This window comes from Bacillus cereus group sp. MG4 (assembly GCF_040460055.1).
Lineage (GTDB): Bacteria > Bacillota > Bacilli > Bacillales > Bacillaceae_G > Bacillus_A > Bacillus_A wiedmannii.
The window spans coordinates 218,611-243,517 of sequence record NZ_JARVGZ010000001.1 but is presented as its reverse complement, the minus strand read 5'-3'; the positions used below and the strand labels follow the sequence as shown (position 1 = coordinate 243,517).

Sequence of the window (24,907 nt, the reverse complement as noted above, 5' to 3'; positions counted from 1 at the left end):
TTCGTGTAATTGGGTTTACATTGCTACTCGTCCTATTTTATGTGAAATGTACAAGTTCCGTTACAATTACAAATAAAAAACCACCTTATGTAAGGCGGTTTCTATCATCTTGCTTTAACCAATTTAAAATAAATATATACGATTGATAGTGAATATAACGTATGCAAAATAAAATAAATAAAAGACCCATTCCAACACCGCTGTATAACAAACCGAACTTTAAAAAAATGTTCAAAAGTGGCGGGAAATTAGTAATATTTTGTAATGTAACAAGCATGCAAAACAAAATAAAAAACACAGGTACATATTGTAATTCGTACGGCTTTCTTTTCTTACTAGCTCTTTTCCGAATGAACTTATGGCTTAGTTCTGCCAAAATAAAACATCCTCCAATTAATACCAGACCAGAAGTCATTATCATGTATCCACCTGCCTTATATTTATTTTAGCACATTACTAATCATCGTTATATTTTCTTCACGTATGTTCCATCTTCTTCATTAAAGCCAAAGCTCTCTATGAAAGTTTTTGCTTGTTCTGTTAATTCCTTTTGTAACACTTTTATCTCTTTCACACCTCTTTGTTTCATCATCTCTTCAAATGTAAAATACGTATTTGTTCCATATCCGTAACTTTGATAATCAAAATGAATTATTAATTGAGATAAAACTACACTCTCTTCTTGAACACTGTAATCTATTACACCAATATATGTATCATCAACTTTTACGCAATACTGCACCTGTTTCTCACTTACATTATGCGAGCGAAACATTTCTTTAACAACGCTTTCATTATCTACAGTTACTTTTTCAAACGTAATCATATGTTGTCCATCCTTTTACTATTATTGTATCAATAATACGTCCTATTTATGAAAAAAACCTTAAGACCATATGCGATCTTAAGGTTTTTCTAATTAAACTAAGCTATATGCACGTTTCGTTTCTTCGTGGAACTTATTCGTATCGTATTTATGCTCAACATAAATTTGATGCCATACCATAAACGCAAGTACAGTCCAAATTTTACGGCTATAATCGCCTTTATCTGCACAATGTGCTTCCAGTAAGTTTAATACATACTGTTTGTCGATTAAATGCTCTGTTTTACTCTCGTTTATAATATTGATAGCCCAATCATGCATTTCGTCTTTTAACCAGTGACGAATTGGTACTGGGAATCCAAGTTTTTTACGATCTAATACGTGATCTGGAACGATTCCGCGTGCCGCTTCACGTAAAATAGCTTTCGTAGTTCCGTTAGCAATCTTAAATTCAGTTGGAATTTTAGATGCAACATCAAATACTTCTTTATCTAAGAACGGTACACGAAGTTCTAATGAGTTTGCCATTGTCATTTTATCAGCTTTTAATAAAATGTCACCGCGTAACCATGTGAACATGTCAATGTACTGCATTTTGCTTACATCATCATAATCTTTAATCTCGTTATACAATGGTTTCGTGATATCCATATAGTTAACACTTTCATTGTAATACTTCATTAATTCAACTTTCTCTTCTTCACGGAAGATTTTCGCGTTTCCATAGTAACGCTCTTCAATTGGCGTACATCCACGCTCTAGGAAGCTCTTTCCTTTAAAGCCTTCTTTAAGAGCACCACTTAATGCTTTTAGAACGCTCTTACCTGGGCTAGGAATGTAAGAGAACATTTTTAGTGAGTTTGGCTCACGATAAATGTTATAACCACCAAATAGCTCGTCTGCACCTTCACCTGAAAGAACAACTGTTACATGCTTACGTGCTTCTTTTGCAACGAAGTACAATGGTACAGCTGCTGGATCTGCTAAAGGATCATCCATATGCCAAATGATTTTTGGGAACTCATCCATAAACTCTTTCGCTGAAATGAATACGTTATGGTTTTTAACGCCTAATTTCTCAGCAGTTTCTTTGGCAACATCAACTTCACTGAAACCACGTTGTTCAAAACCAATAGAGAATGTTAAAAGATTTGGATTCATTTCTCTTGCGATAGAAGCGATAATAGATGAATCAATACCACCAGATAAGAATGAACCTACTGGTACATCACTGCGCATATGCACTTTTACTGAATCATATAACACATCACGAATTGCTTGGATATGCTCCTCTTTCGTTGCGCTTGAAGCATTGAAATAAGGTTTCCAGTAGCGATGGATTTCCATCTCTTTACCGATTTCTTTTACGAAATAATGACCAGGCTCGATTTTATTAACATCAATTGTTAATGTTTCTGGCTCTGGACCATATTGGTACGTAAAGTAATGTTGTAGTGACGTTGGATTAACGCCTTTATCTTCCATCACATGCATAATACTTTTCTTCTCAGATGCGAAGAATGTAGTATCACCTTGTTGTGCGACGTATAAAGGTTTAATACCGAAATGGTCACGTGCACCGAAAAGTTTCTTCTCTTCACGATCCCAAATCATAAATGCAAACATACCACGAAGATAGTCTACACATTTTTCTTTCATATGTGCATACAATGCAATGATAACTTCTGTATCAGATTGTGTTGCAAACGTTGCACCTTTTTCAAGTAACATTTCACGTAATTCTACATAGTTGTAAATTTCACCATTAAAAATAATTACATATCGATCATTTTCATAAGTTAGCGGCTGATGTCCTGCCTCTAAGTCAATGATGCTTAAACGGCGGAAGCCAAATTGTACATGTTCATCACGAAAATATCCTTCGTCATCTGGACCGCGGTGGAAAATCATCGTGTTCATATTTTCAAATTGATGTTTTTCTGTTTCTGAAAACTCTCTAGGGTTTTCACATAAACATCCTACAAAACCACACATACTTCTTACCCTCTTTCAGTTTTCATTCTGTCTATATACTACTATATCAACCCTATTTATACTAGCATAATCAATTGAATATGGCGACCAAAAACTATAAAAAAATCACTCCATTTCACATTTTTAACAATTTTTTATGAAAACATGAAAACTAGGCAATCACCTTTCTCCGCTTTTGTCATATGATATTGCAAATTGATTTCTAGGAGGGAATACCATGAGTGAAGAAAAAAAAGACTCTTCTCGCCCACCGGTTCGCAATTATTTAAAGCAAATTGATGATTTCTTCGAGCAAACACCACTTCGCAATGTAATTGCTGATTTAAATCATTTTTTCCAAAAAGGAAATCGTTTATTAACATTCCCCGTAGATTTATATGAAGTTGGTGAAGAACTCGTTGTTACAGCTGAACTACCAGGTATACAAAAAGAACAAATTCAAATTGAAATACAAAGTGAATACTTAAAAGTCTCTGTAAAAGAAGAGATACTTGAAGAGGTCGAGGAAGAAACATCTCATAACTATTATCGCCGAGAACGTTCCATTTCAGAAGCATCAAGATTGATTAAATTACCGTACTCAATTAATAAAAAAGCAGCGAAAGCTTCGTATCAAAACGGCGTGTTAGAAATTCGGGCACCAAAACTTCCACAACAGCATGACATTTTATCCATAGACTAATGTAAAAAAAAGAAGGGTGCTGTGCACCCTTCTTTTTAATCCACTAGTCTCTTCATATCACGTATAATGTCTTCATACGGCGTATTACTAATACCACTATACTTTTTCATTACTTTTCCGTTTTGATCAATTAAATAAAATGATGTACCATGTATAACTTGACCATCCTCAGGTTTATCTACAAGTGATTGGAAATTATCTTTTGAAAACTTTGTAATATCTTCTAATGAATAACCCGTTAATAAATTCCAGTTACTTGTATCCTCTGTAAACTTTTGAATGAAAGCCTTCAAATTCTCCGGCTTATCAAGGTCTGGATCTACACTGAACGAAACAAACTGAACGTCTAATTTCTCTTCTTTGGCCATCTTTTGCAGTTTTGCCATATTAGCAGTCATTGGCGGACAAACTGTTTGGCAATTTGTGAACATAAAATCTGCAACCCAAACTTTCCCTTTTAAATCTTTTGTACCAAATGACTTTCCATCTTGATTTGTAAATTGGAAAGTTTCTAAATCCCAATTCAATGGTTTACGAAGCTTTGAACCCGATCCACTACATCCAGCAAGTACAAAGAGACAAAATACAACCATAAGACCAATTATTTTTTGATAACGCTTCATTTATAAACCTCTTTTCTCTATCCTAAATTTAAATAGGTTATGTTTATCATAACAAAAGTTAACACTACGAGAAAATTGTTTACTACATTTGTTCACGAAATCGTACGAATTTACGTATGTTACTTCTTTATTTCAAGCCAATTACTAGACAAAATTTATTTTTTACTATTATTTCTCTAAATAGAAGTTGCAAAACTAATTTTATTGTTACTTTTGTAAACGCATCCCCCTATTTTTTAACAATTCCTTAAACATTCATCCATGTTATACACTGTATTCCTTAACAACATTTCGGTACAATACAATTACAACGATTTTAAATGAGGTGATGTTCATGACAAAACGTTATGAAAACATGGATAATGTGAGTACAAAAAAATCAATTCGTTCCTTTATACGTTGGCGAAAAGAACGAAAACAAAATAAAAAGGATTTTTCTTTTTTAGTAGAACAATCACCTGTTAAACAAAGTAAATTCCTACAAAACAACTTTGAAAAGACGTCTGTAACTTGGATTGGTCATTCCACATTCCTTATCCAAACGAATGGGCTGAATATATTAACAGATCCAGTATGGGCTACTAAATTAAAATTAGTTCCAAGACTTACTGAACCTGGTCTTTCTATACAAGAACTACCTAAAATTGATATTGTCCTCATTTCACACGGTCATTATGATCATTTAGATTTTTCATCGCTTCGCCAGCTAAATGATGATGTTTTATACCTTGTACCTATTGGACTGAAAAAACTATTTACTCGCAAAAAATTTACTCGTGTAGAAGAGTATAATTGGTGGGAAAACACGATCATTAATGATGTTTCCTTTCACTTCGTACCTGCTCAGCACTGGACGAGAAGATCCTTATTTGATATGAATACATCTCACTGGGGTGGATGGATTATTAATAATGAACTAACGAAAGAAACCGTTTATTTTTGTGGTGACAGTGGCTATTTCCAAGGTTTCAAAGAAATTGGCAGACGCTTTTCAATTGATATTGCCCTTATGCCAATTGGCGCTTATGAACCAGAGTGGTTTATGAAAGCATCTCATGTTTCACCTGAAGAGGCAGTGCAAGCTTATTTAGATTTAAACGCTACACACTTTATACCGATGCATTACGGAGCTTTTGCCCTCGCCGATGAAACACCCCGCGAGGCAGTAACAAGACTTCGAAATAATTGGAATTTACGTATGTTACCGTGGGAACAACTGCATGTACTCTTTTTAGGCCAAACCTTTACTTATAATAACGCAACAAACGGTAAGCAAGTAAATGAAAAAATTGAAACATTACACGTATAACGTAACTACTTATTTTCTATATCCAACATATACTATAGAAAATCATAAAGTAAAACTTTAATCAGTGGGTGTTTTCTATGAATGAATATTTACAGACTCGCTATATCATTAGCGGGAGTGCCTGTATAACCCTTCTTATTTCTTACTTTCTATTCACATAAAAAAAGCTACTTGAAAATTCATTTCAAGTAGCTTTTTTATTACTCTGCTAAATACATAAATCCAATTGCACCCGGACCTGTATGAGTACTAATAATAGGCGTTGTAAAGAAAATTTCTGATTGAGCAAATCCACTCACTTTTTCAACAGCCGCTTTTACATTTTCAGCTAAAGGAATTGCTTTCGCATGCGGAATTGCAACAGCTTTTACAACTTTTCCAGCTGTATCTTCCTCAAATAACTTAGCTAACGTTTTTACAATTTGACCTTGGCTACGCACTTTCGTTACAGGGTTATAAACACCATCTTCAAGGCTAGCAATTGGCTTTATATTAAGTAGCGAACCGATAAACGCTTTTCCTTTACCGATACGCCCACCCTTCACTAAATTTTCTAATGTATCTACTACTACATATAAACGAGTATTCTTTCTCACTTCATCTACACGTTTTAAAATTTCTTCTAGTGAGCGTCCTTCATTTGCCATTTTTGCAGCTTCTATTACTTGATATGCTAAAGCATGTGTAATAAATTGAGAATCAACAACTGTTACTTTTGTGTCGGTCATTGATGCAGCACTATTGGCAGTTGCCACAGTACCACTCATTCCACTTGTCATATGAATGGAAAGTACTTCACTTCCATCTTCACCTAACTTGTCATACATTTCTACAAATGTACCCATTGCCGGTTGTGATGTTTTTGGTAATTCCTCTGATTTAATCATTTCTTCAATAAATTCATCAGGTTGTAAATCAACGCGATCTAAATATGTTTGTCCATTTACAGAGATTGATAATGGTAGCACATGAATGCCATACTTTTCGATTACATCCTGCGTTAAATCTGCAGTTGAATCTGTTACAATTTTAATTTTTTGCATATTATATTCTTCCCTTTCCAATACGCTCTCCTTGTTATTATACTAGCATTCCCTGTGCTTTCAACAATTTCGAACAAATTTCACCAAATTAATTATATTTTTATACCTAAAATGAAAAAGACAGAGTTTACTAACCCTGTCCATACTCTGTATCATGCATTTTTTTCAAGGGTATTTGTTTTATATACATTTAAATAATCATTCCACTTCAAACAATTTTGCAAATATTCACGGAAAGAATACGAAAATCTTGGGTGCTTTTGTTTTTGAATTTTTGCAATAAATAATTGAAGACGAGACTGAATTAGAAACGATAATGGATGCTGTGCCTGTAGGACAGGGATTTCGAATATTTTAATACAATCCCCTGTTGAATGAGTGAAATAAAAACTTTTCGTAATCACAATATCAATCCTCTTTTTCATTGGATTTTTGAACTTCCTCTACTTTACGCTAAAACACGTTGTTTAAAGTGGAGACTTCTATGAATACAAAAGTATCCTTAGTCAATCCCTGTAGTCCTTTTGGTTAGAAGATTTATACTCTATTCATCCTCCGTCCTAAATATCCGATCAGACAGGAATCCCGTTATCCGTATATTGCTTAATAATTTTAGTATAAACTTAGCAAAGTGCAAAGTTTGTCTAAATTTTGGAGATTCTATAATTTTTTTCTTCTATATATTGTATACGTTTATGTCTAAAGTATAACAAATAAATAAAAAAAGTGCCTTTATAACGAGGCACTTTTCGACTGTATTTCTTCTTCTCTTTTCTTTTTCCGCTTACTGACAATCTTTGATAAAGCGATACTAATTTCATAAATACAAATAAGTGGTACCGCTACTAAACTATGTGATAAAAAATCCGGCGGTGATATACACGATGCAATGATAATCAATGCTACGTAAGCATACCTTCTTATTTTTATTAGCAATTCCGCCGTTAACAGTCCAATACTCGTTAAAAACATGACAACTACAGGTAATTCAAAAATTACAGCAAATGGAACTGTTAAATTAAGAACAAAATGAAAATACTTTTCTGTCGTAAACATCGTATTAAACATTTCATTACCTATCGTAGTTAAAAAATGAAATAAAAACGGCATTACAACGAAATATCCAAAACATAAACCTGCAATAAATAATATAGACAATACCGGTATATACATTACTGTCATTTTTTGTTCATTTGGATGTAAACCCGGTTTTACAAATAACCAAATTTGTATAGCAGCAAAAGGAATTGTACAAACGATAGCAAATACTGTAGCAATCGAGAAAAAAATCCATAATACATCACTTGGACCGAGAACAGTTAATTTCATTGGTAAATCTTTTACTAGCCAAAAATAAATATCCTTCGTAAAAGTAAATCCGATAATTAAAAATAGAACAAAGGATAGTACTGTATATATTACTCGTTTGCGAAGCTCAACAATATGTTCTACTACGCTCATTTCCCGATCTTCCATCTCGTTCACCACACTTTATTTATCCATTTCGAGGAAAATTCATTACATTTTTTCTTTCTTTTCCTTCTCTTGAAATGCATCATCAGTCAATTCTTTCGTTGATTTTTTGAATTCTTTTAACGTTTCCCCTAAAGCCTTTCCGATTTCTGGCAATTTTTTCGGCCCAAACAAAATGAGTACAGCTACTAAAATTAAAATTAATCCTGGAAAGCCAATATTTGAAAACATTTCTCCATCCCCTTTATTAGTAGATTCCTTGTCCTACTATTGCATAATTTTATTTTGTCAAAAAAGTTTGAAAACGTCAACAAATCCATTGCCTTTTGTCAAAAAAATTCAAAAATATAATCAATTATACAAATTTCATTTTCTATTGCCCTTGTGTATGATATGGTAAGGGAAATGGCATATTATTTTATGATAGTAGAAAGGATTTGCATTATGACTAAAAAAATGACACGAATGACGCATTTTGTGAAAGAAGAAATTGCAAATGCAATTACACATGGTATCGGTGCCATTTTAAGCATCCCTGCCTTAATTATATTAATTATTCATGCCTCTAAGCATGGTACCGCATCTGCTGTAGTTGCATTTACGGTTTATGGTGTAAGCATGTTTTTACTGTACTTGTTTTCGACCTTGTTACATAGCATTCATCATCCAAAAGTAGAAAAATTATTTACTATACTTGATCACTCAGCCATTTATTTATTAATCGCTGGCACATATACTCCTTTTTTACTTATTACGCTTCGCGGACCATTAGGCTGGACGTTACTCGCTATTATATGGACACTAGCACTCGGAGGTATCATCTTCAAAATTTTCTTTGTACGTCGCTTTATTAAGGCATCAACATTATGCTATATCATAATGGGATGGCTCATAATTGTTGCTATTAAACCACTTTATGAAAATCTAACTGGACATGGTTTTTCACTACTTTTAGCAGGTGGAATTTTATATTCTGTAGGGGCTATATTCTTCCTTTGGGAAAAGTTACCTTTCAATCATGCCATTTGGCATCTTTTCGTTTTAGGTGGTAGTGCGATGATGTTCTTCTGCGTACTCTTTTATGTCTTACCTACAGCATAAAAAAGGTTTCAGCTTATATTAAGCTGAAACCTTTTTTATTACTTATGTAATTGTGATGCGATAACATCCTGTGTATGCTTCGTTAATTCTTTAATATCCATATTCGCATACTCTTCAGGTGTAATCGGCTTAGAAATTGTTACTGTTGCATGAGCTGGTTTCATACGGTTTCCATTCGCTTCAAACATTTTATATGTACCATCTAACGTTACAGGTAAGATTGCTACACCTGACTTTACTGCAAGGTGAAAACTCCCAGCCTTAAACTCTCCAATTTCGCCACCCTTACTTCTCGTCCCTTCTGGGAAGATTACGATAGAATGCCCGTTCTTTAACAGCTCAATTCCATCTTTAATCGCTTGAAGAGATTGACGACGATCATTACGAACCATAAATACACAATTCATAAGTTCCATCCAAGTTGGTACAACTGGAAACTTCTTAATCTCTGCTTTTGAAACAAATCCAATTGGTTTATTTAAGTAACCTAGTAAAACAGGAATATCCATATTACTCTGATGATTACTTACAACTAGTACCGGCTTATCTTTTGGAACATTTTCCAGACCATTTACTTCAATTGCCCCACCAGCTACACGTACCATTTTCTTACCAAACCAATTTGTCGTTTTATACACAACATTATCTTTTTCTTGTGGCGACATCGTATTTACTTGTCTTTTCAGACGCCACATTCTCGGTGTAATCGCAATTACGATTAAAATTAAATAAAAGATTTTAAAAAACGTTTGAATCATACAGAACCCCCACCTATTATCATTCCGACCTTCATTATACTAGACAAACGAAGGAAAAAGAAGAAAAAATGTCCAAACAGCAAGTGCTTGGACATTTTTAAGTATTCTATATTAGAAACGTTTTGCTAATTCACGAGCATTAGCAATTGCTGCTTCTTTAATTTCTGGTGCTTTTTCAGGGTTTGCATTCATACCTTCAACTGCAATGTATTCAGTTTCATTTACACCGATGAATCCTAATACTGTTTTTAAGTGATTGCGGCCGAAGTCTACAGCTGCGTATGCTCCTTCAGAATAAACGCCACCTGTTGCTTGAATGTGAAGTGCTTTTTTGCCTTCTAATAAGCCAACTGGACCATTTTCAGTATACTTGAATGTTTTACCTGCGATTGCTAAGTTATCTAAATATGCTTTTACTACTGGTGGATAGCTAAAGTTCCACATTGGAGTTACGAATACATAACGATCTGCATGCATAAATGTTTCTAAGTTTGTGTTCATTGCTGCAACTTTTTGTTGTTGAACTTCAGTTAAAGTTTCAAAACCTTCACCTGCTGCAAATTTACCCCAAGCAGCGAATACATCTGCATCGATTGCTGGGACTGTAGTGTTGAATAAATCAATTGTTACAACTTCGTCTTGTGGATGTTCGTTTTTATAAGCCTCGATGAAAGCTTCCCCTACTGCCACTCCGAAAGAACCTTCTGCTGAATTTGGATTTGCTGTAATAAATAGTACTTTTGTCATTGTATTCTCTCCCTTTTACACATTTTATCTTTAATTTGAGATTTATATTTCGAAAGTAAATAACTTACCTTATGTAAGTATAATACAAAAAGTTATGTTCAATGTCAATAAAAAATAGCTACTTTTTTTTCGTAAGTTAATAAACACTATCTTTTCAATACGTTTTGGTGAAACAAAAAACTACCTCCACATTCCATGGAGATAGTCTTCATCATTTTCTATTTTTGAAACACATGTTTCACTTTTTCAGCTGGAATATTACTTCCGCCTCTACCTTTTACATCTTCAATCATCATTGTAATGACCATATCTGGTGAATTCAAATCAAATGCAGCGAACCAGCCTAGTTCTTTTCCTTCGGCCTCTTTCGATACTTTTAATTCCGCTGTCCCTGTTTTTCCAGCAAGAGTCATTCCATCAATTTTAGCAATTTTCCCTGTACCGTCTGGATCATTAATTACTTTCGTCATAGCAGTTTTTAATATATCCTGATTTCCTTTAGAAATTACATTTTCTTTCCAAGCTTTTGGTTGTTTATCTGTTTTAATAATATACGGTGATGGAATCGTTCCATCATTTACAATTGGCGCATACGTTAAAGCTAAATGAAGAGGAGTCATTAATACTTGTCCTTGTCCATATCCTGTATCTGCCATTTGAATATCATTTTTAATACCATCATTTGCGATTTTAGAAGCTGGGAATCCATATTCAATTGGTAATTTCTCATCGAATCCGAATTTTTTCGCTTCACTCATAAACTTGTCTTTTCCGATTTTCAAAGCTTCTTGTGCGAAATAAATATTATCCGAGTATTTCATCGCCTTATCCAAATCAATCGGATTTGCATCTTTCACACGTGTTACATAATAATTACCCCAAGAAGAATCTTTTGTCCATTTTAATCCTTCAATTTTCAACTCTTCTTTTGGATCAATCGTTTTCGTTTCAAGACCAATTGCAGCTGTAATAGGCTTAAATACAGATCCTGGAACTGATAATTGTGTAAATCGATTCGTCATCGGTTTTTTCGGATCATTATTCCATGCTTCGCGTTGTGCCTTCGATGTCCCTCGTGCAATTATATTAGGATCATATGCTGGACTACTTACTAGTGCAATTGTTTCTCCACTTTTCGGATTAATTGCTGCACTTGAACCAGCTTCGCCCTTCATTTCATTATACGTTTTTTCTTGAACAGCACTATCAATAGTTAAAGTTACATTTTCTCCATCAACAGCATCTGTTTTTGCTAAATTTTTAATTTCTTTTCCTTGCGCATCTTCTACAAAGACACGGCCACCTTTTTTACCGCGTAGCTTTTCCTCTAATACTTGCTCTAAACCGGCTTTACCAACTGGATCATCAGCTTGATAGCCTTTCTTTTGTAGCGTTTTTAAATCTTCAGCATTTACCTTTCCAATATAACCAGTCAGATGAGCTGCCGCTTCCCCTAACGGATATGTACGAACATTTACAGGTTTTGTTGAAACACCTGGTAAATCAATGTACGTATTTTGCGTTGCCCCCTCAGGCAAAATTCCAATTGGTACGAGATACCCTGGTTTTACCCATTTAGCAGCTAGTTTTTGATCAATTTCTTCTACAGACATATTTAATAACTTCGCTACTGTCTCTTTCGTTTGCGGAGCAGTATCGTCTAATTTTTCTGGAACTATTCCAATTTCAGAAGCTTTCCCATTCGTTGCAAGACCTTTTCCATTACGATCGTATATTTCACCACGTTTTGGCTCTGTCGTTTGCATACGCACTTTACTATCTTTTGTCATACCTGGGAATATAAAATCAGGAGTCCAATCTATTTTCCAAGATTCTTTATCTCCATCTTTTTCTTTCACCATTTTTGCTTCATGGGCAAAATTGATTTTACCACCGACTGTATCCATACTTACTTTAAAAGGAACAGGCCCTTCATCTTTTTTATCTTCTTTTACTTCTCCTGCTTCTACTTTTAAGTTTTTCACTTCAATGCCAGAATAAATTTTTTCATATTTCTCAGTGAACTCTTTCTTCGAAATATCTTTTTTTGCCTTTTCTGATAATTGATCATACATTTCTGCAAATTTTTGTTTATTCCATGCTTTTGTATATGTATCAAACGCTTCTTGTGGTTTTTCTTCTTTACCGCATCCAACTAACATGAACGTTAAGCAAAGAAAAAGAATCCCCCATATCTTTCTCAATCAATTCTCCTCCTCTTTCTATATGAATACTTTTGAAAATTTTAGCATTTTTACATGCTAGATTTCATTATAGCACTATTGAATATCATCTATAAACTTATATTAACGAATACAAATAAAAAGATTGATGTGAATTTCACATCAATCCTTATTATTATTGTTGTTTCTCATATACATGATAATAGTACGTATACGGATTCTTTTCATCCGTTAAACCTTTTTCAACAAAAACTTCTTTCCAATTTGTCATATCCATTTCTGGAAAGAATGTATCACCTTCAAATGCGTAGTGGATTTTTGTTATATATAACTTGTCTACGTAAGGTAAAAAGAGATCATAAATTTGCGCTCCACCAAAAATAAAAATCTCCTCTTCATTTTTGCATAGTTCAAACACTTCCTCTACAGAATGTGCTACTTCACAACCTTCAACATGATACCCTTCATTACGAGTTACAATAATATTACGTCTTCCAGGGAGTGGTCTACCAATTGCTTCGTAGTTCTTTCTGCCCATAATAAGTGAATGGCCCATCGTTGTTTTCTTTACATACTGCAATTCACTTGGTAAACGCCAAGGTAAATTATTATCTTTGCCAATTACTCTATTCTCGTCCATTGCGACCATAAATGAAACAATCATTTTTTCATCTCCTCTACAATTATACTGCAACCGGTGCTTTAATTGCTGGGTGTGGATCATATCCTTCAATCGTTAAATCTTCCATTTCAAAATCGAATACAGATTTCACATCTGGATTTAATGTAAGTTTCGGGAATGGACGTGGTTCACGTGCCAATTGCTTTTCTACTTGTTCAAAATGATTCGTATAAATGTGTGCATCTCCAATTGTATGAACAAATTCTCCCACTTCAAGACTACATTCATGTGCAATTAAATGTGTTAGCAGTGAATAACTTGCAATGTTAAATGGAATTCCAAGGAATATGTCACCACTTCTTTGATATAGCTGACAAGAAAGTTTGCCATCTGCTACATAAAATTGGAATAGCGTATGACAAGGCGGTAATGCCATACTTGGTACATCTTCAGGATTCCAAGCAGAAACAATAAGGCGACGGGAGTCTGGCGTTTTTTTAATCATTTCAATTACATCTTTTAATTGATCAAGTGTCTCACCAGCTGTCGTTTTCCAAGCACGCCACTGCTTTCCGTATACGTCACCTAAATAACCATATTTATTTGAGAAATCATCATCTTCTAAAACGTTCTTTTTAAACAATTCCATTTGCTCATCGTACTGAACTTTAAATTCCTCATCTTGTTGTGAGCGAAGACCGAAATCAGTCATATCAGGACCAGTATACTCATCGCTTTCTACCCAGCTCTTAAATGCCCATTCATTCCAAATATTATTATTATGCTGCAATAAATAACGAATATTTGTATCACCTTTCATAAACCAAAGCAGTTCACTTGCTACAAGGCGAAAAGGCACTCTCTTTGTCGTTAATAAAGGAAAACCTTTACTTAGATCAAAACGCATTTGATATCCAAATACAGATACAGTGCCTGTCCCTGTACGATCTTCTTTCTTCGTACCATGCTCCATTACATGGCGGCATAAATTTAAGTATTCATATTCAGCATGTTTCATATGTAGTAAAACCTTCTTTCAATCTTATATGAAATTTATCATAACATGAAAAACAGTGAATTAAATAATCCTAATGAATAAAAATATATTTCTATATAAACAGAATTCTACTTCAATATATTTTTACAAAATGTAAATTTATAATCACCTGATCCTAAATCCCTTCCAACGTCATGTTCTGCTTTCCAATTTGTTTCGTCTATCCGTAATGTAGCACTTGTATTAGGTGGTACAGAAATATATAAAAAAGCTTGTTCCTTTTCTACCCGCCACTCAATCTTAATTTCTCCATAAGCTGTCTCACGTTTTACTTTAACCCATTCTATATTCGAATCAAAATGTGGTTGTACATAAAAATGTTTATATGCAGGTTTTGTCTCATCCATTTCTAATCCAACAATATATCGGTATATCCATTCAACGATAGAGCCATATGCGTAATGATTGTAAGAATTCATGCTATCATTCCAAAATGTTCCATCCTCTTTCACGCCATCCCAATGTTCCCAAATCGTTGTGGCACCTTTTTTCACTTGGTATAACCATGATGGATAATCTTCATAAAATAGAAGCTTACAAGCAAGGTCATGCCGGTTAAACTTGCTTAATATTAAATTCAAATACGGTGTTCCTATAAAACCTGTTGTTAAATGATTTTTATTTTCTTTTAATAACTCAATTAAGCGATTAAATACTTTCTCATTCACATCATCTTTCACTAGTTCAAAAAGAAGTACTAATATGTGGGCTGTTTGTGTATTTGAAATTAACCTACCATTTGGTGTAACGAATTCATTTTGAAATGCTTGAACAATATTCCCATGTAACTCTGCATATAATTTAGCATCTGTATTTTCACCTAAAATCTCAGCAATCCTTCGTAAAAGCGATGTAGAATAGGCATAATAAGCTGTCGCAATAAAATGCTTGTCTGTTCCGCCTTCATATACATCTGGTTTCGTATCTAATGCGAGCCAATCCCCTAAATGATAGCCTGTATCCCATAAATACTCGTTCTCACCTTGTGAACGTATGTAATCTATATACTTCTTCATACTGTCATATTGTTCTTTTAAAATCGATACATCTCCGTAATGTAAATAATGAACCCATGGGCATATAATTGCTGCATCGCCCCAACCACCAGAAGTATGTAAATCAAAATCCGCTCTTTTCCCAAAAGCATCTGGAATAACTAAAGGCACAGCTCCATTAACATTTTGATCTAATGATAAATCTTGGAGCCACTTTTTAAAGAACAATTGTACATTCATAATTTGCGTAGCTGTCCCAATGAACATTTGTGCATCTCCGGTCCATCCAAGTCGATCATCTCGCTGCGGACAATCTGTTGGCACATCAAAAAAGTTCCCTCTTTGAGACCATTCCACATTATGATGAAGTTGATTGATTAATGGATTAGACGTTTCAAATTCAGTCGCTTTTTCCATATCCGTATGTAATACAATCCCTTCAAAATCTGCTATTTGAGGCGGCTGGGTTAATCCACTTATTTTCACATACCTAAAGCCTTGATATGTAAAATGAGGTTCAAACGTTTCCTCTTCTTCTCCTTTTGCTATATACACTATTTTTTGTTTTGCCTTTCGGAGATTTCCGGTGTAAAAACTACCGTCTTTATTCAATATTTCAGCATGATGCAATTCTATCTTTTGGCCAATATAAACATGACGGACTGTAAATTGAACCCAACCTACCATATTTTGCCCCATATCAATGAGCCATTCGTGATTCGGTAGTTTTGAAATAGAAATCGGTTTAATAATTTTCATTTTACGAATTGCTTCGTTTTCTTGCGCAACAATTATTTGTTTGGAATGCTCAATTACTTCAACATCTTCTAGCCCTTGCCCACTTTCTTCTAGCCTAGCGTCGTAAACCTCCCCTTCATAAATTTCTGAATACAAAATTGGGCTTGGAGTTACCTTCCATGTTTCGTCTGTGACAATTTTTTCTTTCGTTCCATCTTCATACGTTATATGTACTTGAGCAATTATCACACGTCTTCTACCGTAATAATTACGTACATGATGCACGGTAAGTGGTCCCTTATACCAGCCATTACCTACCAGAACCGAAATAGTATTCTGCTCACCCTTTAATAAATGCGTTATATCATACGTTTGATACAGTACTCTCTTATCATAACTTGTCCATCCAGGGGTAAAATAACAATCTCCAATGCGCTCTCCATTTATAGAAGCCTCGTATAATCCTAAACTTGTGATATATAAACGCGCTTTTTTAACTACTTTTTTAATAGTAAAATTTTTATTAAAGGACATAACTTGCGCTCGTTCTTTTTTCGCAGCAATCCAGTTACCACTCCAATTGTCTTGCCCTTGTAACCCAGTCTCCCAAAATGCTACTTCTGACCAAGACGACTCTTCTTCATGATTATCCCATGCCTTCACTCGGTAAAAATAGCGTGTTTCCTTACTATATGAAAACGAATTGATTGGTATATATAAACTTTGATCTGTTTCTACCTTCTGCGAATCGAATACTATAGTTTTAAACTCTCTATCCTTCGCAACCTGCAATTGATACGCAAGTTGTTTTACATTTCGCTTACTCGACTCGAGTTGCCAACTAATTTTAACGACTTTCGAATCTATACCTATCGGATTATTTTTATTATCACAGAGCAATTTCTTTATTGTTAGCACACTTCTTCACCGTCTTTTCTAAATTTTAATTTAAATTAATTATAATAAAAATAAAATTCTAAATAAATAATAATTTCATTCATCCTTACAAAATTATTAACTTTCCATAATTAAAAAGGTTTTCATTTTCTATTACCGAAAGTATAGTGCGGTAGAACAAAAATTATATTTGGAGGTTAAAAGTATGTCTAAAATTGAAACTCCTGTTATGACTTCTTTACAAACAACGGTTGAAAAAATGATGCAGGATTTAAATGTTCCTGGTGCTGCTGTAGCTGTTATAAAAGACGGTGAAATGATTATTTCAGAAGGTTTCGGCTATCGTAATTTAGAGACAAAAGCCCCTGTTACACCGCGTACCTTGTTTGCAATTGGTTCCTCAACGAAAGCTTTTGGCACACTTTCATTAAGCTTATTAGCGCAGCAAAAAAAGTTTAATTGGGATGCTCCTGTCCAGTCTTATATACAAAACTTCTCTTTATCTGAACTACTTGCTAGCTCACAAGTTACCGGACGAGATTTAGCTTCTCATCGAACTGGCGTAAGCCGCCATGAGGCTCTTTGGTATAGCTCTTCCTTATCTCGAAAAGATCTCGTTGAAAAAATAAAGCATTTACCACTTGATGCACCGTTTCGGACTTCATTTCTATATAACAACTTAATGTATGCGACAATTAGCTATATTGTAGAAAACATCACAAATCAAACGTGGGAGCAATACGCTACAGAACATATTTTAGAACCTTTAAATATGAGACACACAAATTTCTCTGTTACAGATTCACAAACTACAGATGATTATGCTTTACCCTATATTGAAAATGAAGGTGAAATAAAAGAAGTTCCATTCCGTAACATCGATACAGTCGGCGCTGCTGGATGTATTAATTCTACAATTGAAGATATGGCAAATTGGGTACTTCTTCACTTAAACAATGGAAAATTTGGAGATCATGAATTAATCTCCTCTGAATTATTACAACAAATGTATACACCACACAATTCAATTCCAGATCAACCAGTTTTATCACTTCCTGAATCTCCATTAAATAGTTACGGCCTTGGTTGGTTTATTAGCGCTTATCGTGGTAATAAGGTGGTTCATCATGGCGGTAATATTGATGGATTTTCAGCGCTCGTTTCATTCATACCAAATGAAAACATAGGCCTTGTCATTTTAACAAATGCTGGAGGTACATTACTTCCTACTTACCTCGCTAATCAAATCTATGATGAACTACTTGAATTAGAATCCATTGATTGGCATAAACGTGCTATAGAAGATACTGAAAAAATGAAGGAAATGATGAAAGAAGCAACTGAATCACTTCCTGAACAAATTAAAGGAACTACACCTTCTCACAAGTTAGAGGATTATACTGGTACGTTTGAACATCCTGCATATGGAACATTACAAGTATATAAACGAGATGATTCGTTATTTGTACAATTTATGGAGATGGAAATTCAATTAGGGCATCATCACTACGACATTTTCTCTGCAGAAGTTGATTTATTCCAAATGAAGATGAATCTATTATTTGCATATGAAATGAATGTGAGTGGCGAATTCCCATCCCTTCAGTTACATGTGCCCGCTATGTTAAGTACTCAGCCGCTTACATTTAAGAAAATTAAATAAATATTTTAATAGAGGGATGATAACACATCCCTCTATTTCCTTTTAAATTCTTTATCCAAAAAAGGATAATACGTAAAGGATACAGAATTCTATTATCCAACTAATTAAATTATCAGGAGGAAAAGCCGTGTACGTAGAAATTTTTAAAGAAGTTGTTTCGATTACTCATCACGATTATTCAGGCTGTATAGATAAAGAAGGATGGGACGATCCAACTACTTATTTACAAATAGTTGATAAACTAGAGAGACAAGGAGAATTAACACCAGTAAAATTTACTGAAATTGTACGTGATTATTTACTAGACTTTAAAGATAATCATATGTTTTTCAAAATGTACTCTAACAATCAGCCTCTTAACAATGTTGGCTTCCAAGTGAAAAGATATGAAGACCGCCTTTTTATTACATCCACTTCACAAGAAATAAGAGTGAAAAAAGGACAATCTATTTTAGCATTAGATAATATGAAAATTCCTGAGCTATTATTAAAATATAAGAAGTATTTAAATGAATCTACATATGAACGTGAAAAATGGGATTATGTTTTATCAAAATCATCAAATTTTACACTTTTAGATGAAAATGGCGTAACCGAAACCATTACTTTACAAAAGTATACACAAATCGAATACACGCCTATTTATTCATTTAAACAGTATGATAAAGATACACTCTTAATTACTTTGACCGATTTCGCAAATACTGAAGCAATTAATAAATTATTAGACTCACACAAAGATGAGCTTAATTCTTTTCCTAACTTAATTATAGATGTGCGATTGAATCGTGGTGGTAGTGATGATGCATTTTTTAACCTACTCCCTTACTTATTCGAAGACAAAGAGATTTCCCTTATAGATTCTTCAGATACAATGCAATTAAATCATACAGAACGCAACTTTCATTTACGTATGAAAGACATCGAAATGGAAGATTATGATTCTTTAGACGAGCTTTCCAAATTATTCACTGATATATTTATTCAAAATTTTAAAAAGAATTATAAAAAAGGATTCGTTACATTTGAAACGTCTGGGTTACCAAAAGAACTTCAATCATTAAAAATACACGGACGAAAATCACCTAGTAGAGTAGTTATATTAACAGATGTTACATGCGGAAGTTCTGGTGATTCTTTTGTAGAAGTTGCAAAAAAATCATTGAAAGTAAAAGTAATAGGTCGTCCTACTGCGGGTTTAAATGACTATTCTAATTTAGCAGTAATGGAATGGGCTGATACATTCGCACTTTACTATCCTACTTCACGGCTTTCTATTATAGATAAAGGCGAAGGAATGTCTGGAATTGGTATACAACCACATATACATATCCCGTGGACTCCGGAACATATACAAGAAGATGTAGATGTAAAGTTAGCCTTACAACTGCTTCAAAACGAAGAATGGTAAAAAATAAAGGTAGATGTGAATCACACCTACCTTTTCTATTTCATATCAATCTTTTCTGGTTGAAACCAAATTGGCTTTAATAACTCAAAGTTTTTATGATCCTCTAAAACGATAGTAAGGCGTTCTAACGTATCATCTAACATATGTGGTGCTGCTCGTAATGACCAGACAACTGATGAGAAAACCGTCATACCAACATATACCGCATATAAATTCCAGAACTCCTCTGGTATTTTCCCATTAAAGTAGCCTTCTATTTGTCCGGTTGAATACGGAATACTAATGTCTCTTGCAAATAGTGCAATCTTTACGAAATCATGAAGTGGGTCGCCCCAGTCATAGCCATTAAAATCAACAACACCTACATATTTCCCATCTCGCACAATTATATTTTCTAAATGAAAATCATCGTGTTGAAATCGATTTGGGCGGTTCTTTAAATATTTTTCATTTTCATCTATAAACTTTATGATTTTATCATCATTTTTTATTTTTATTCCACATGTTTTATATGCCTCTACATATTTTTGGTGTTTTTTCATTGCTCTTTCATACCATGGAAGGATATCATTAGGAGCTTCATATGTATGCATTTTTGCTAGATCTTTTCCTGCCTCTATACCAATCTCATATTGTTCTTTTGGTGAATACGTAGGCAATAGTTTCTTCGCATCTTCCCCTTCTATATATGAGAAAATACTATATACACCTTCTTCTTCCAATATACCTATTTCAATCGGCCTTTGTGCCTGTACGTTACGTTTTACCATTTCATTTATAATTTGAAATTCTATTTTCCTTCTTTCATACTCTTGTATATCGCCAATTCGTAACAAATATTTTTCATTATCAATTGTCGTAACTATATATTTCTTATCAGGAGAGAAACCTTTAGAAATTTCTTCAATATTTGCTGCATCTTTTATTATTTGTATATTGTTTTGCCATGCTGTAATTGTTTTCACTTTTATTCCCCTTACATTTCTACATTTGGTCTATACGCTACTTCTCTATTAATAGCTTGTTATCTAGGCCCTAACGTCCTTACGATTTCCTCGTCTACTTCCTTAAAATATATTTCACTTTCTCCCGTACTATATGATACTATATTTACCTTTCTTCATCCAATTATGGAAAATAACATATCATAAAAAATGGACTCTTCTAATTTGCTACCCAAAATTCAATATGATGAATACCTGCTCGAAGTATATTCATATTAAGAATACGCCCCTTGTACTACTTGCACAATTTCCATCGGTGTATCGACCATATAATCTGGTGCATCTTTTTTCACTGTTTCAATAACATCATACCCCCAAGATACCCAAATTACGTTCACCCCAGCCTTTTTACATGCTGCTACATCTCGCTGTTCGTCACCAACGTATAACATATCTTTCTCTGTTATCTTTTTAGATTTTAAAAACCTTTTTATCATTTTATCTTTCCCGAACAAATTTTTTGAACAATACACTTCTTGAATATTTTCTATATCATTATTGTGTAAAAATGCCCGAATATGCTCTTCTGAGTTCGATGATATGACTGCAATTCCGTAACCTTTTTTATGTAGTTCATCTAATACATCCTTCATCCCATGGAACAAAATAAGATCTTTTATAGCAGGTTGATACAATTTATAAAACTCTAATGCTAATATCGGTAGTTTATACAGTGGTACATCGAGTTGTTTACATCGCTCTGACATCGTTAATTTACGTAAATACTCAATTTCTTCTTCCCTTACTGTTTTATACCCGTGCTTTTCAGCAAGTTGATTATAAATTGGTACAAATATATTTTGTGAATCTACTAATGTGCCATCAAAGTCAAAAACAATATACTTTTGCATTCCCATACTCCCTTTGCTTCTTTTATCTAAACCTATCTTATTCAACAACGTAGTTGTCTTACCCTTCTACAAAAATAAAAAAGAACAAGATATTCTCTTGTTCTTTTAAGAAAGCCATTTTGGCGGTACATTCGTATTCCAATAAATATTTCCTAACTCATGGTGTCCTGTGTACCCATCATCAAATCGATGATAGTGGAAATTAAAATAGTAACCATCTTGCGGTGGATGATCCCTTCTTACATGAAATCGCAATAAGTCATTTCCAGATTTCGTGTCATACACATGAAAAATCTTTTCATTATTTCCACCAGCTGGTCTTTGAGAAATCGCTAATGATTGTAATGACTCCTCTGGTACATCACTTGCAAGCTCAGCAATTGCCTCTTCAATTTTCGGTAATATTACATCTTTAAACTCATCTTCAATTACTGGACCAATTTTAGTGCCAAACTTTTGCATCGACTGCTTCTCTGCTTCTTGCATTGCGTACGTAATAAAGGTATCAGTGGTTAACCTGTCATTCGTTTCTTCATATGTATAGGACGTACTCTCCAAATTTTGTTGCCCAGCTGTGCTCGTAGGCTTGTCCGCAGCTTTGGCATTATCAAGCAATATGGAAGGAGGCGTCACTAAACCAAATGTAAATACGGTAATTAATGCGACTAAGGTTTTTCTAAACCAATTTGGCATGTATGTTCCCTCCCCTTTCAATCATTATGTTTTATATAACGGTTGTTCCTTCTATTATACAAAATGATTGTAATTTTTGCACTTTACAATTTTGTTAACGTTCACATATTTTTCACTTGAATATGAAATTGTAAGATTTCATACAATATAAGTACAACAACAATGAGGAGGCAATCAGATGACTTTAGATGTCATGTATTCCGCCGCAAGCATACTCGTTTTAGTATATTTTCTTTATCAATGTGTAACAGATTAAAAAAAGAGCCGTTTTTCGGCTCTTTTTCTATGGTAAAAATACAATCCAACCCATCCATATTATAAAAATAACCCCGGCAATTACAGCTGGTAATAAATAAAAATGAGAAAGGATAACTATTCCATACAAAAGGAGTACTGGAAGTAATAAATAACGATCTGCCTTCCATCTTAACAATAGTAATTTTCCTTCATCACAATATAAATGAAGAAACATTTTTTTCGTAAATTCATTCCAATAATCGCGCGCATAACGAGAAATTGCAACTAAAGTAAATGCAAGAATAATAGCTGCAATCCACCTTGGACTCATGATAATACTGACAGTGCTTATACATAGAATTTGAATATAGAATATTCGTGCACTACTTGTACGGAAAAATTCTTTTAAAAAGGATTCAACAATACGAGATTCCTTTTTCTTCCCTAAAAACTTTTTAGAACGTGGAAACATCCACGGTTTTTTATTCGAACTACTCGGTTTAGCTGTATGACCACCAACTTGCATAATCCCACTTGTCCAGCGCATACTTTCTTCTTTCTCTTTCTCAACTTCTTTAAAAAAGCAATTTTTATAATTCAATTTTTCTTTTATCAATGCGATAATTAGAAAAACTGCTAGACCGATACTTAGTATAGAATATAATGGATTTTTATAAATAAGAAACAGACTTACTCCAAAAAAGGTTAAACTTATAGAAAACATTACATTCTTTATAATCCATAGTAGCCATCGTTTCCCCACACGTACATGAATAAATCTCGTTAATAACGACAACAAAAATCGAAATATAGTAAAGAATAACCAAAATAATAAGACTTGTATCTTCGTCACTCCAATACTTTTCATCAATACTGGTAACATAGCAACTACTACTATTACATTCGTTATAGCTATTCGAATAAATGTATATGTCATGCCATACTGGATTAACTTTTGCATGTGAGCGGGATACGAAATTAAAAATAAACTATCCGCTTGTTCAAAAAATGAACGAACTCCTCTTGCATATGTAATCACATAAAATGCGAATAGACCTAATCCGAAATAAACTGTCTCTTCCATCGATAATTCTTCCGTCCATAGTGAACGATAATAAATTCCCATAAATATAAGTGCAGGAATAATAATATATAGCGCAACTGTCCAATCAGTTATAGAACGTATGGACTTCCATTTACGCCCCAGTTCATGGCGCAATCTTTTATAAAATTGTTGTTTAATCATGCTGTTCACGCCTTACGATTACATCAAAACAGTCTAATAATGAACTCTCTGGCATTTCCGCTAACGTTTGAATTGCCTCTAAATGGCCATCTGCAACTAATGTACCTTGCGAAATGAGTAAAAATCTTTCGCAAATTCTTTCAGCAGTATCTAATACGTGCGTACAAAGTAAAATTCCTGCCCCTCGTTCTTTTTCTTTATACAAATAATTTAAAAACTCTTTCGTAGCTACTGGATCTAAGCCGATAAAAGGTTCGTCAATGATATAAAAATCTGGCTCAGTTAAAAAAGCTAATATGAGCATCGCTTTTTGTTTCATCCCTTTTGAAAACTTTGATAAATACTCATGTTTATGTTTATCCATTCGAAACATATGTAATAACTCTTCCGCTTTCCTTTCCCAGCTTCCTACTTCGTTCTCGCGAGCAGCCATTAACAATTCAATATGTTCCCAGAGCGTCAAATAATCATAATATGTCGGATGTTCTGGTACATATGCATAAGGATTTTTCTTTTCACCGAATGATATTTCACCATTCATATTTACAAGTAAACCGAGCATCGTTTTAATCGTCGTACTTTTCCCGGCACCATTTGCGCCAATAAGAGCAACTAATTCACCTTTTTCAATAGAAAAAGCGATATCATGGATTGTTTTTTCTCCTATTTCATATCCGGCAGAGCGAATATTCACGTCTAACATACATTCCCCTTCTTTCCATTTCCAATACAATCAAGGAAAAGAATAACATA

24 protein-coding genes and 1 pseudogene are annotated in these 24,907 nt (G+C 33.9%); 5 read left to right on the top strand and 20 right to left on the bottom strand.

The window, feature by feature from the left end:
• Positions 1-85 precede the first annotated feature (85 nt).
• The 3 genes from QCI41_RS01285 to asnB form a co-directional block, all read right to left on the bottom strand.
• Positions 86-415, bottom strand: a complete 330-nt coding sequence (locus tag QCI41_RS01285) for a hypothetical protein (RefSeq protein ID WP_353838630.1) — start codon at positions 413-415, stop codon at positions 86-88.
• Positions 416-466: 51 nt separating this feature from the next.
• The gene (locus QCI41_RS01280; RefSeq protein WP_060488629.1) at positions 467-826 is read right to left on the bottom strand and encodes a GNAT family N-acetyltransferase; all 360 of its coding nucleotides are present in this window, start codon (positions 824-826) and stop codon (positions 467-469) included.
• A 93-nt stretch (positions 827-919) separates the two neighbouring features.
• On the bottom strand, positions 920-2,821 hold the full coding sequence (asnB, locus tag QCI41_RS01275) for an asparagine synthase (glutamine-hydrolyzing) (protein WP_000333826.1): 1,902 nt from the start codon (positions 2,819-2,821) through the stop codon (positions 920-922).
• Positions 2,822-3,038: 217 nt separating this feature from the next.
• Between asnB and QCI41_RS01270 the strand changes: the two genes are divergently transcribed.
• Entirely contained in the window at positions 3,039-3,503 is a 465-nt protein-coding gene (locus tag QCI41_RS01270) for an Hsp20/alpha crystallin family protein (RefSeq protein WP_001288088.1), read from the top strand.
• A 35-nt stretch (positions 3,504-3,538) separates the two neighbouring features.
• Here QCI41_RS01270 and QCI41_RS01265 read toward each other — a convergent pair whose 3' ends face one another.
• Entirely contained in the window at positions 3,539-4,126 is a 588-nt protein-coding gene (locus QCI41_RS01265; RefSeq protein ID WP_046959312.1) for an SCO family protein, read from the bottom strand.
• Positions 4,127-4,460: 334 nt separating this feature from the next.
• Between QCI41_RS01265 and QCI41_RS01260 the strand changes: the two genes are divergently transcribed.
• Positions 4,461-5,435, top strand: coding sequence for an MBL fold metallo-hydrolase (locus QCI41_RS01260; RefSeq protein WP_060488628.1), 975 nt, complete (start codon positions 4,461-4,463; stop codon positions 5,433-5,435).
• 200 nt (positions 5,436-5,635) lie between these two features.
• On the opposite strand, the gene QCI41_RS01255 is transcribed toward QCI41_RS01260, so the two are convergent.
• The 4 genes from QCI41_RS01255 to QCI41_RS01240 all read right to left on the bottom strand — a co-directional run bounded on the left by QCI41_RS01255 (position 5,636) and on the right by QCI41_RS01240 (position 8,182).
• Positions 5,636-6,478, bottom strand: coding sequence for a DegV family protein (locus tag QCI41_RS01255; protein ID WP_033657798.1), 843 nt, complete (start codon positions 6,476-6,478; stop codon positions 5,636-5,638).
• A gap of 152 nt (positions 6,479-6,630) precedes the next feature.
• The gene (locus tag QCI41_RS01250) at positions 6,631-6,882 is read right to left on the bottom strand and encodes a DUF2535 family protein (protein WP_000629012.1); all 252 of its coding nucleotides are present in this window, start codon (positions 6,880-6,882) and stop codon (positions 6,631-6,633) included.
• A gap of 328 nt (positions 6,883-7,210) precedes the next feature.
• Complete coding sequence (tatC, locus tag QCI41_RS01245; RefSeq protein WP_000390128.1) at positions 7,211-7,954, bottom strand: twin-arginine translocase subunit TatC; 744 nt, start codon at positions 7,952-7,954, stop codon at positions 7,211-7,213.
• A 42-nt stretch (positions 7,955-7,996) separates the two neighbouring features.
• Positions 7,997-8,182, bottom strand: coding sequence for a twin-arginine translocase TatA/TatE family subunit (locus QCI41_RS01240; protein WP_000492443.1), 186 nt, complete (start codon positions 8,180-8,182; stop codon positions 7,997-7,999).
• Positions 8,183-8,395: 213 nt separating this feature from the next.
• Here QCI41_RS01240 and trhA point away from each other — a divergent pair, with 213 nt between their 5' ends.
• A complete protein-coding gene (gene trhA, locus QCI41_RS01235) occupies positions 8,396-9,052 on the top strand; it encodes a PAQR family membrane homeostasis protein TrhA (RefSeq protein WP_353838631.1) in 657 nt (218 codons plus the stop codon).
• Between the two features lie 38 nt (positions 9,053-9,090).
• Here the strand turns inward: trhA and QCI41_RS01230 are convergent, their stop codons facing one another.
• The 6 genes from QCI41_RS01230 to QCI41_RS01205 all read right to left on the bottom strand — a co-directional run bounded on the left by QCI41_RS01230 (position 9,091) and on the right by QCI41_RS01205 (position 17,070).
• On the bottom strand, positions 9,091-9,810 hold the full coding sequence (locus QCI41_RS01230) for a lysophospholipid acyltransferase family protein (protein WP_000616595.1): 720 nt from the start codon (positions 9,808-9,810) through the stop codon (positions 9,091-9,093).
• 111 nt (positions 9,811-9,921) lie between these two features.
• Entirely contained in the window at positions 9,922-10,557 is a 636-nt protein-coding gene (locus tag QCI41_RS01225; RefSeq protein WP_000170043.1) for an FMN-dependent NADH-azoreductase, read from the bottom strand.
• Between the two features lie 218 nt (positions 10,558-10,775).
• A complete protein-coding gene (gene pbpC, locus QCI41_RS01220) occupies positions 10,776-12,761 on the bottom strand; it encodes a penicillin-binding protein 3 (protein WP_001227226.1) in 1,986 nt (661 codons plus the stop codon).
• Between the two features lie 154 nt (positions 12,762-12,915).
• On the bottom strand, positions 12,916-13,404 hold the full coding sequence (locus QCI41_RS01215; protein WP_000637215.1) for a dihydrofolate reductase: 489 nt from the start codon (positions 13,402-13,404) through the stop codon (positions 12,916-12,918).
• 19 nt (positions 13,405-13,423) lie between these two features.
• Entirely contained in the window at positions 13,424-14,380 is a 957-nt protein-coding gene (locus QCI41_RS01210; RefSeq protein ID WP_353838632.1) for a thymidylate synthase, read from the bottom strand.
• 107 nt (positions 14,381-14,487) lie between these two features.
• Positions 14,488-17,070, bottom strand: coding sequence for a family 78 glycoside hydrolase catalytic domain (locus QCI41_RS01205; RefSeq protein WP_353838633.1), 2,583 nt, complete (start codon positions 17,068-17,070; stop codon positions 14,488-14,490).
• 184 nt (positions 17,071-17,254) lie between these two features.
• Here QCI41_RS01205 and QCI41_RS01200 point away from each other — a divergent pair, with 184 nt between their 5' ends.
• Positions 17,255-18,712 (top strand): serine hydrolase, encoded by a 1,458-nt coding sequence (locus tag QCI41_RS01200; RefSeq protein ID WP_353838634.1) that lies wholly within the window; start codon positions 17,255-17,257, stop codon positions 18,710-18,712.
• Positions 18,713-18,839: 127 nt separating this feature from the next.
• The gene (locus QCI41_RS01195; RefSeq protein ID WP_353838635.1) at positions 18,840-20,123 is read left to right on the top strand and encodes a S41 family peptidase; all 1,284 of its coding nucleotides are present in this window, start codon (positions 18,840-18,842) and stop codon (positions 20,121-20,123) included.
• 35 nt (positions 20,124-20,158) lie between these two features.
• Here the strand turns inward: QCI41_RS01195 and QCI41_RS01190 are convergent, their stop codons facing one another.
• The 6 genes and pseudogenes from QCI41_RS01190 to QCI41_RS01165 form a co-directional block, all read right to left on the bottom strand.
• Positions 20,159-21,088 carry an aminoglycoside phosphotransferase family protein gene (locus tag QCI41_RS01190; protein WP_353838636.1) on the bottom strand — a complete coding sequence of 310 codons (930 nt, stop codon included), beginning with the start codon at positions 21,086-21,088 and terminating at the stop codon, positions 20,159-20,161.
• A 62-nt stretch (positions 21,089-21,150) separates the two neighbouring features.
• Positions 21,151-21,341, bottom strand: a pseudogene (locus QCI41_RS01185) (VOC family protein); the annotation flags it as partial.
• A 1-nt stretch (position 21,342) separates the two neighbouring features.
• A complete protein-coding gene (locus tag QCI41_RS01180) occupies positions 21,343-21,978 on the bottom strand; it encodes an HAD family hydrolase (protein ID WP_353838637.1) in 636 nt (211 codons plus the stop codon).
• A 105-nt stretch (positions 21,979-22,083) separates the two neighbouring features.
• A complete protein-coding gene (locus QCI41_RS01175) occupies positions 22,084-22,671 on the bottom strand; it encodes a YpjP family protein (RefSeq protein ID WP_353838638.1) in 588 nt (195 codons plus the stop codon).
• Positions 22,672-22,954: 283 nt separating this feature from the next.
• Positions 22,955-24,154 (bottom strand): ABC transporter permease, encoded by a 1,200-nt coding sequence (locus QCI41_RS01170; RefSeq protein WP_353838639.1) that lies wholly within the window; start codon positions 24,152-24,154, stop codon positions 22,955-22,957.
• Positions 24,147-24,857, bottom strand: coding sequence for an ABC transporter ATP-binding protein (locus QCI41_RS01165; protein WP_353838640.1), 711 nt, complete (start codon positions 24,855-24,857; stop codon positions 24,147-24,149). The genes QCI41_RS01170 and QCI41_RS01165 overlap by 8 nt, the downstream gene beginning before the upstream one ends.
• Between the last annotated feature and the right edge of the window lie 50 nt (positions 24,858-24,907).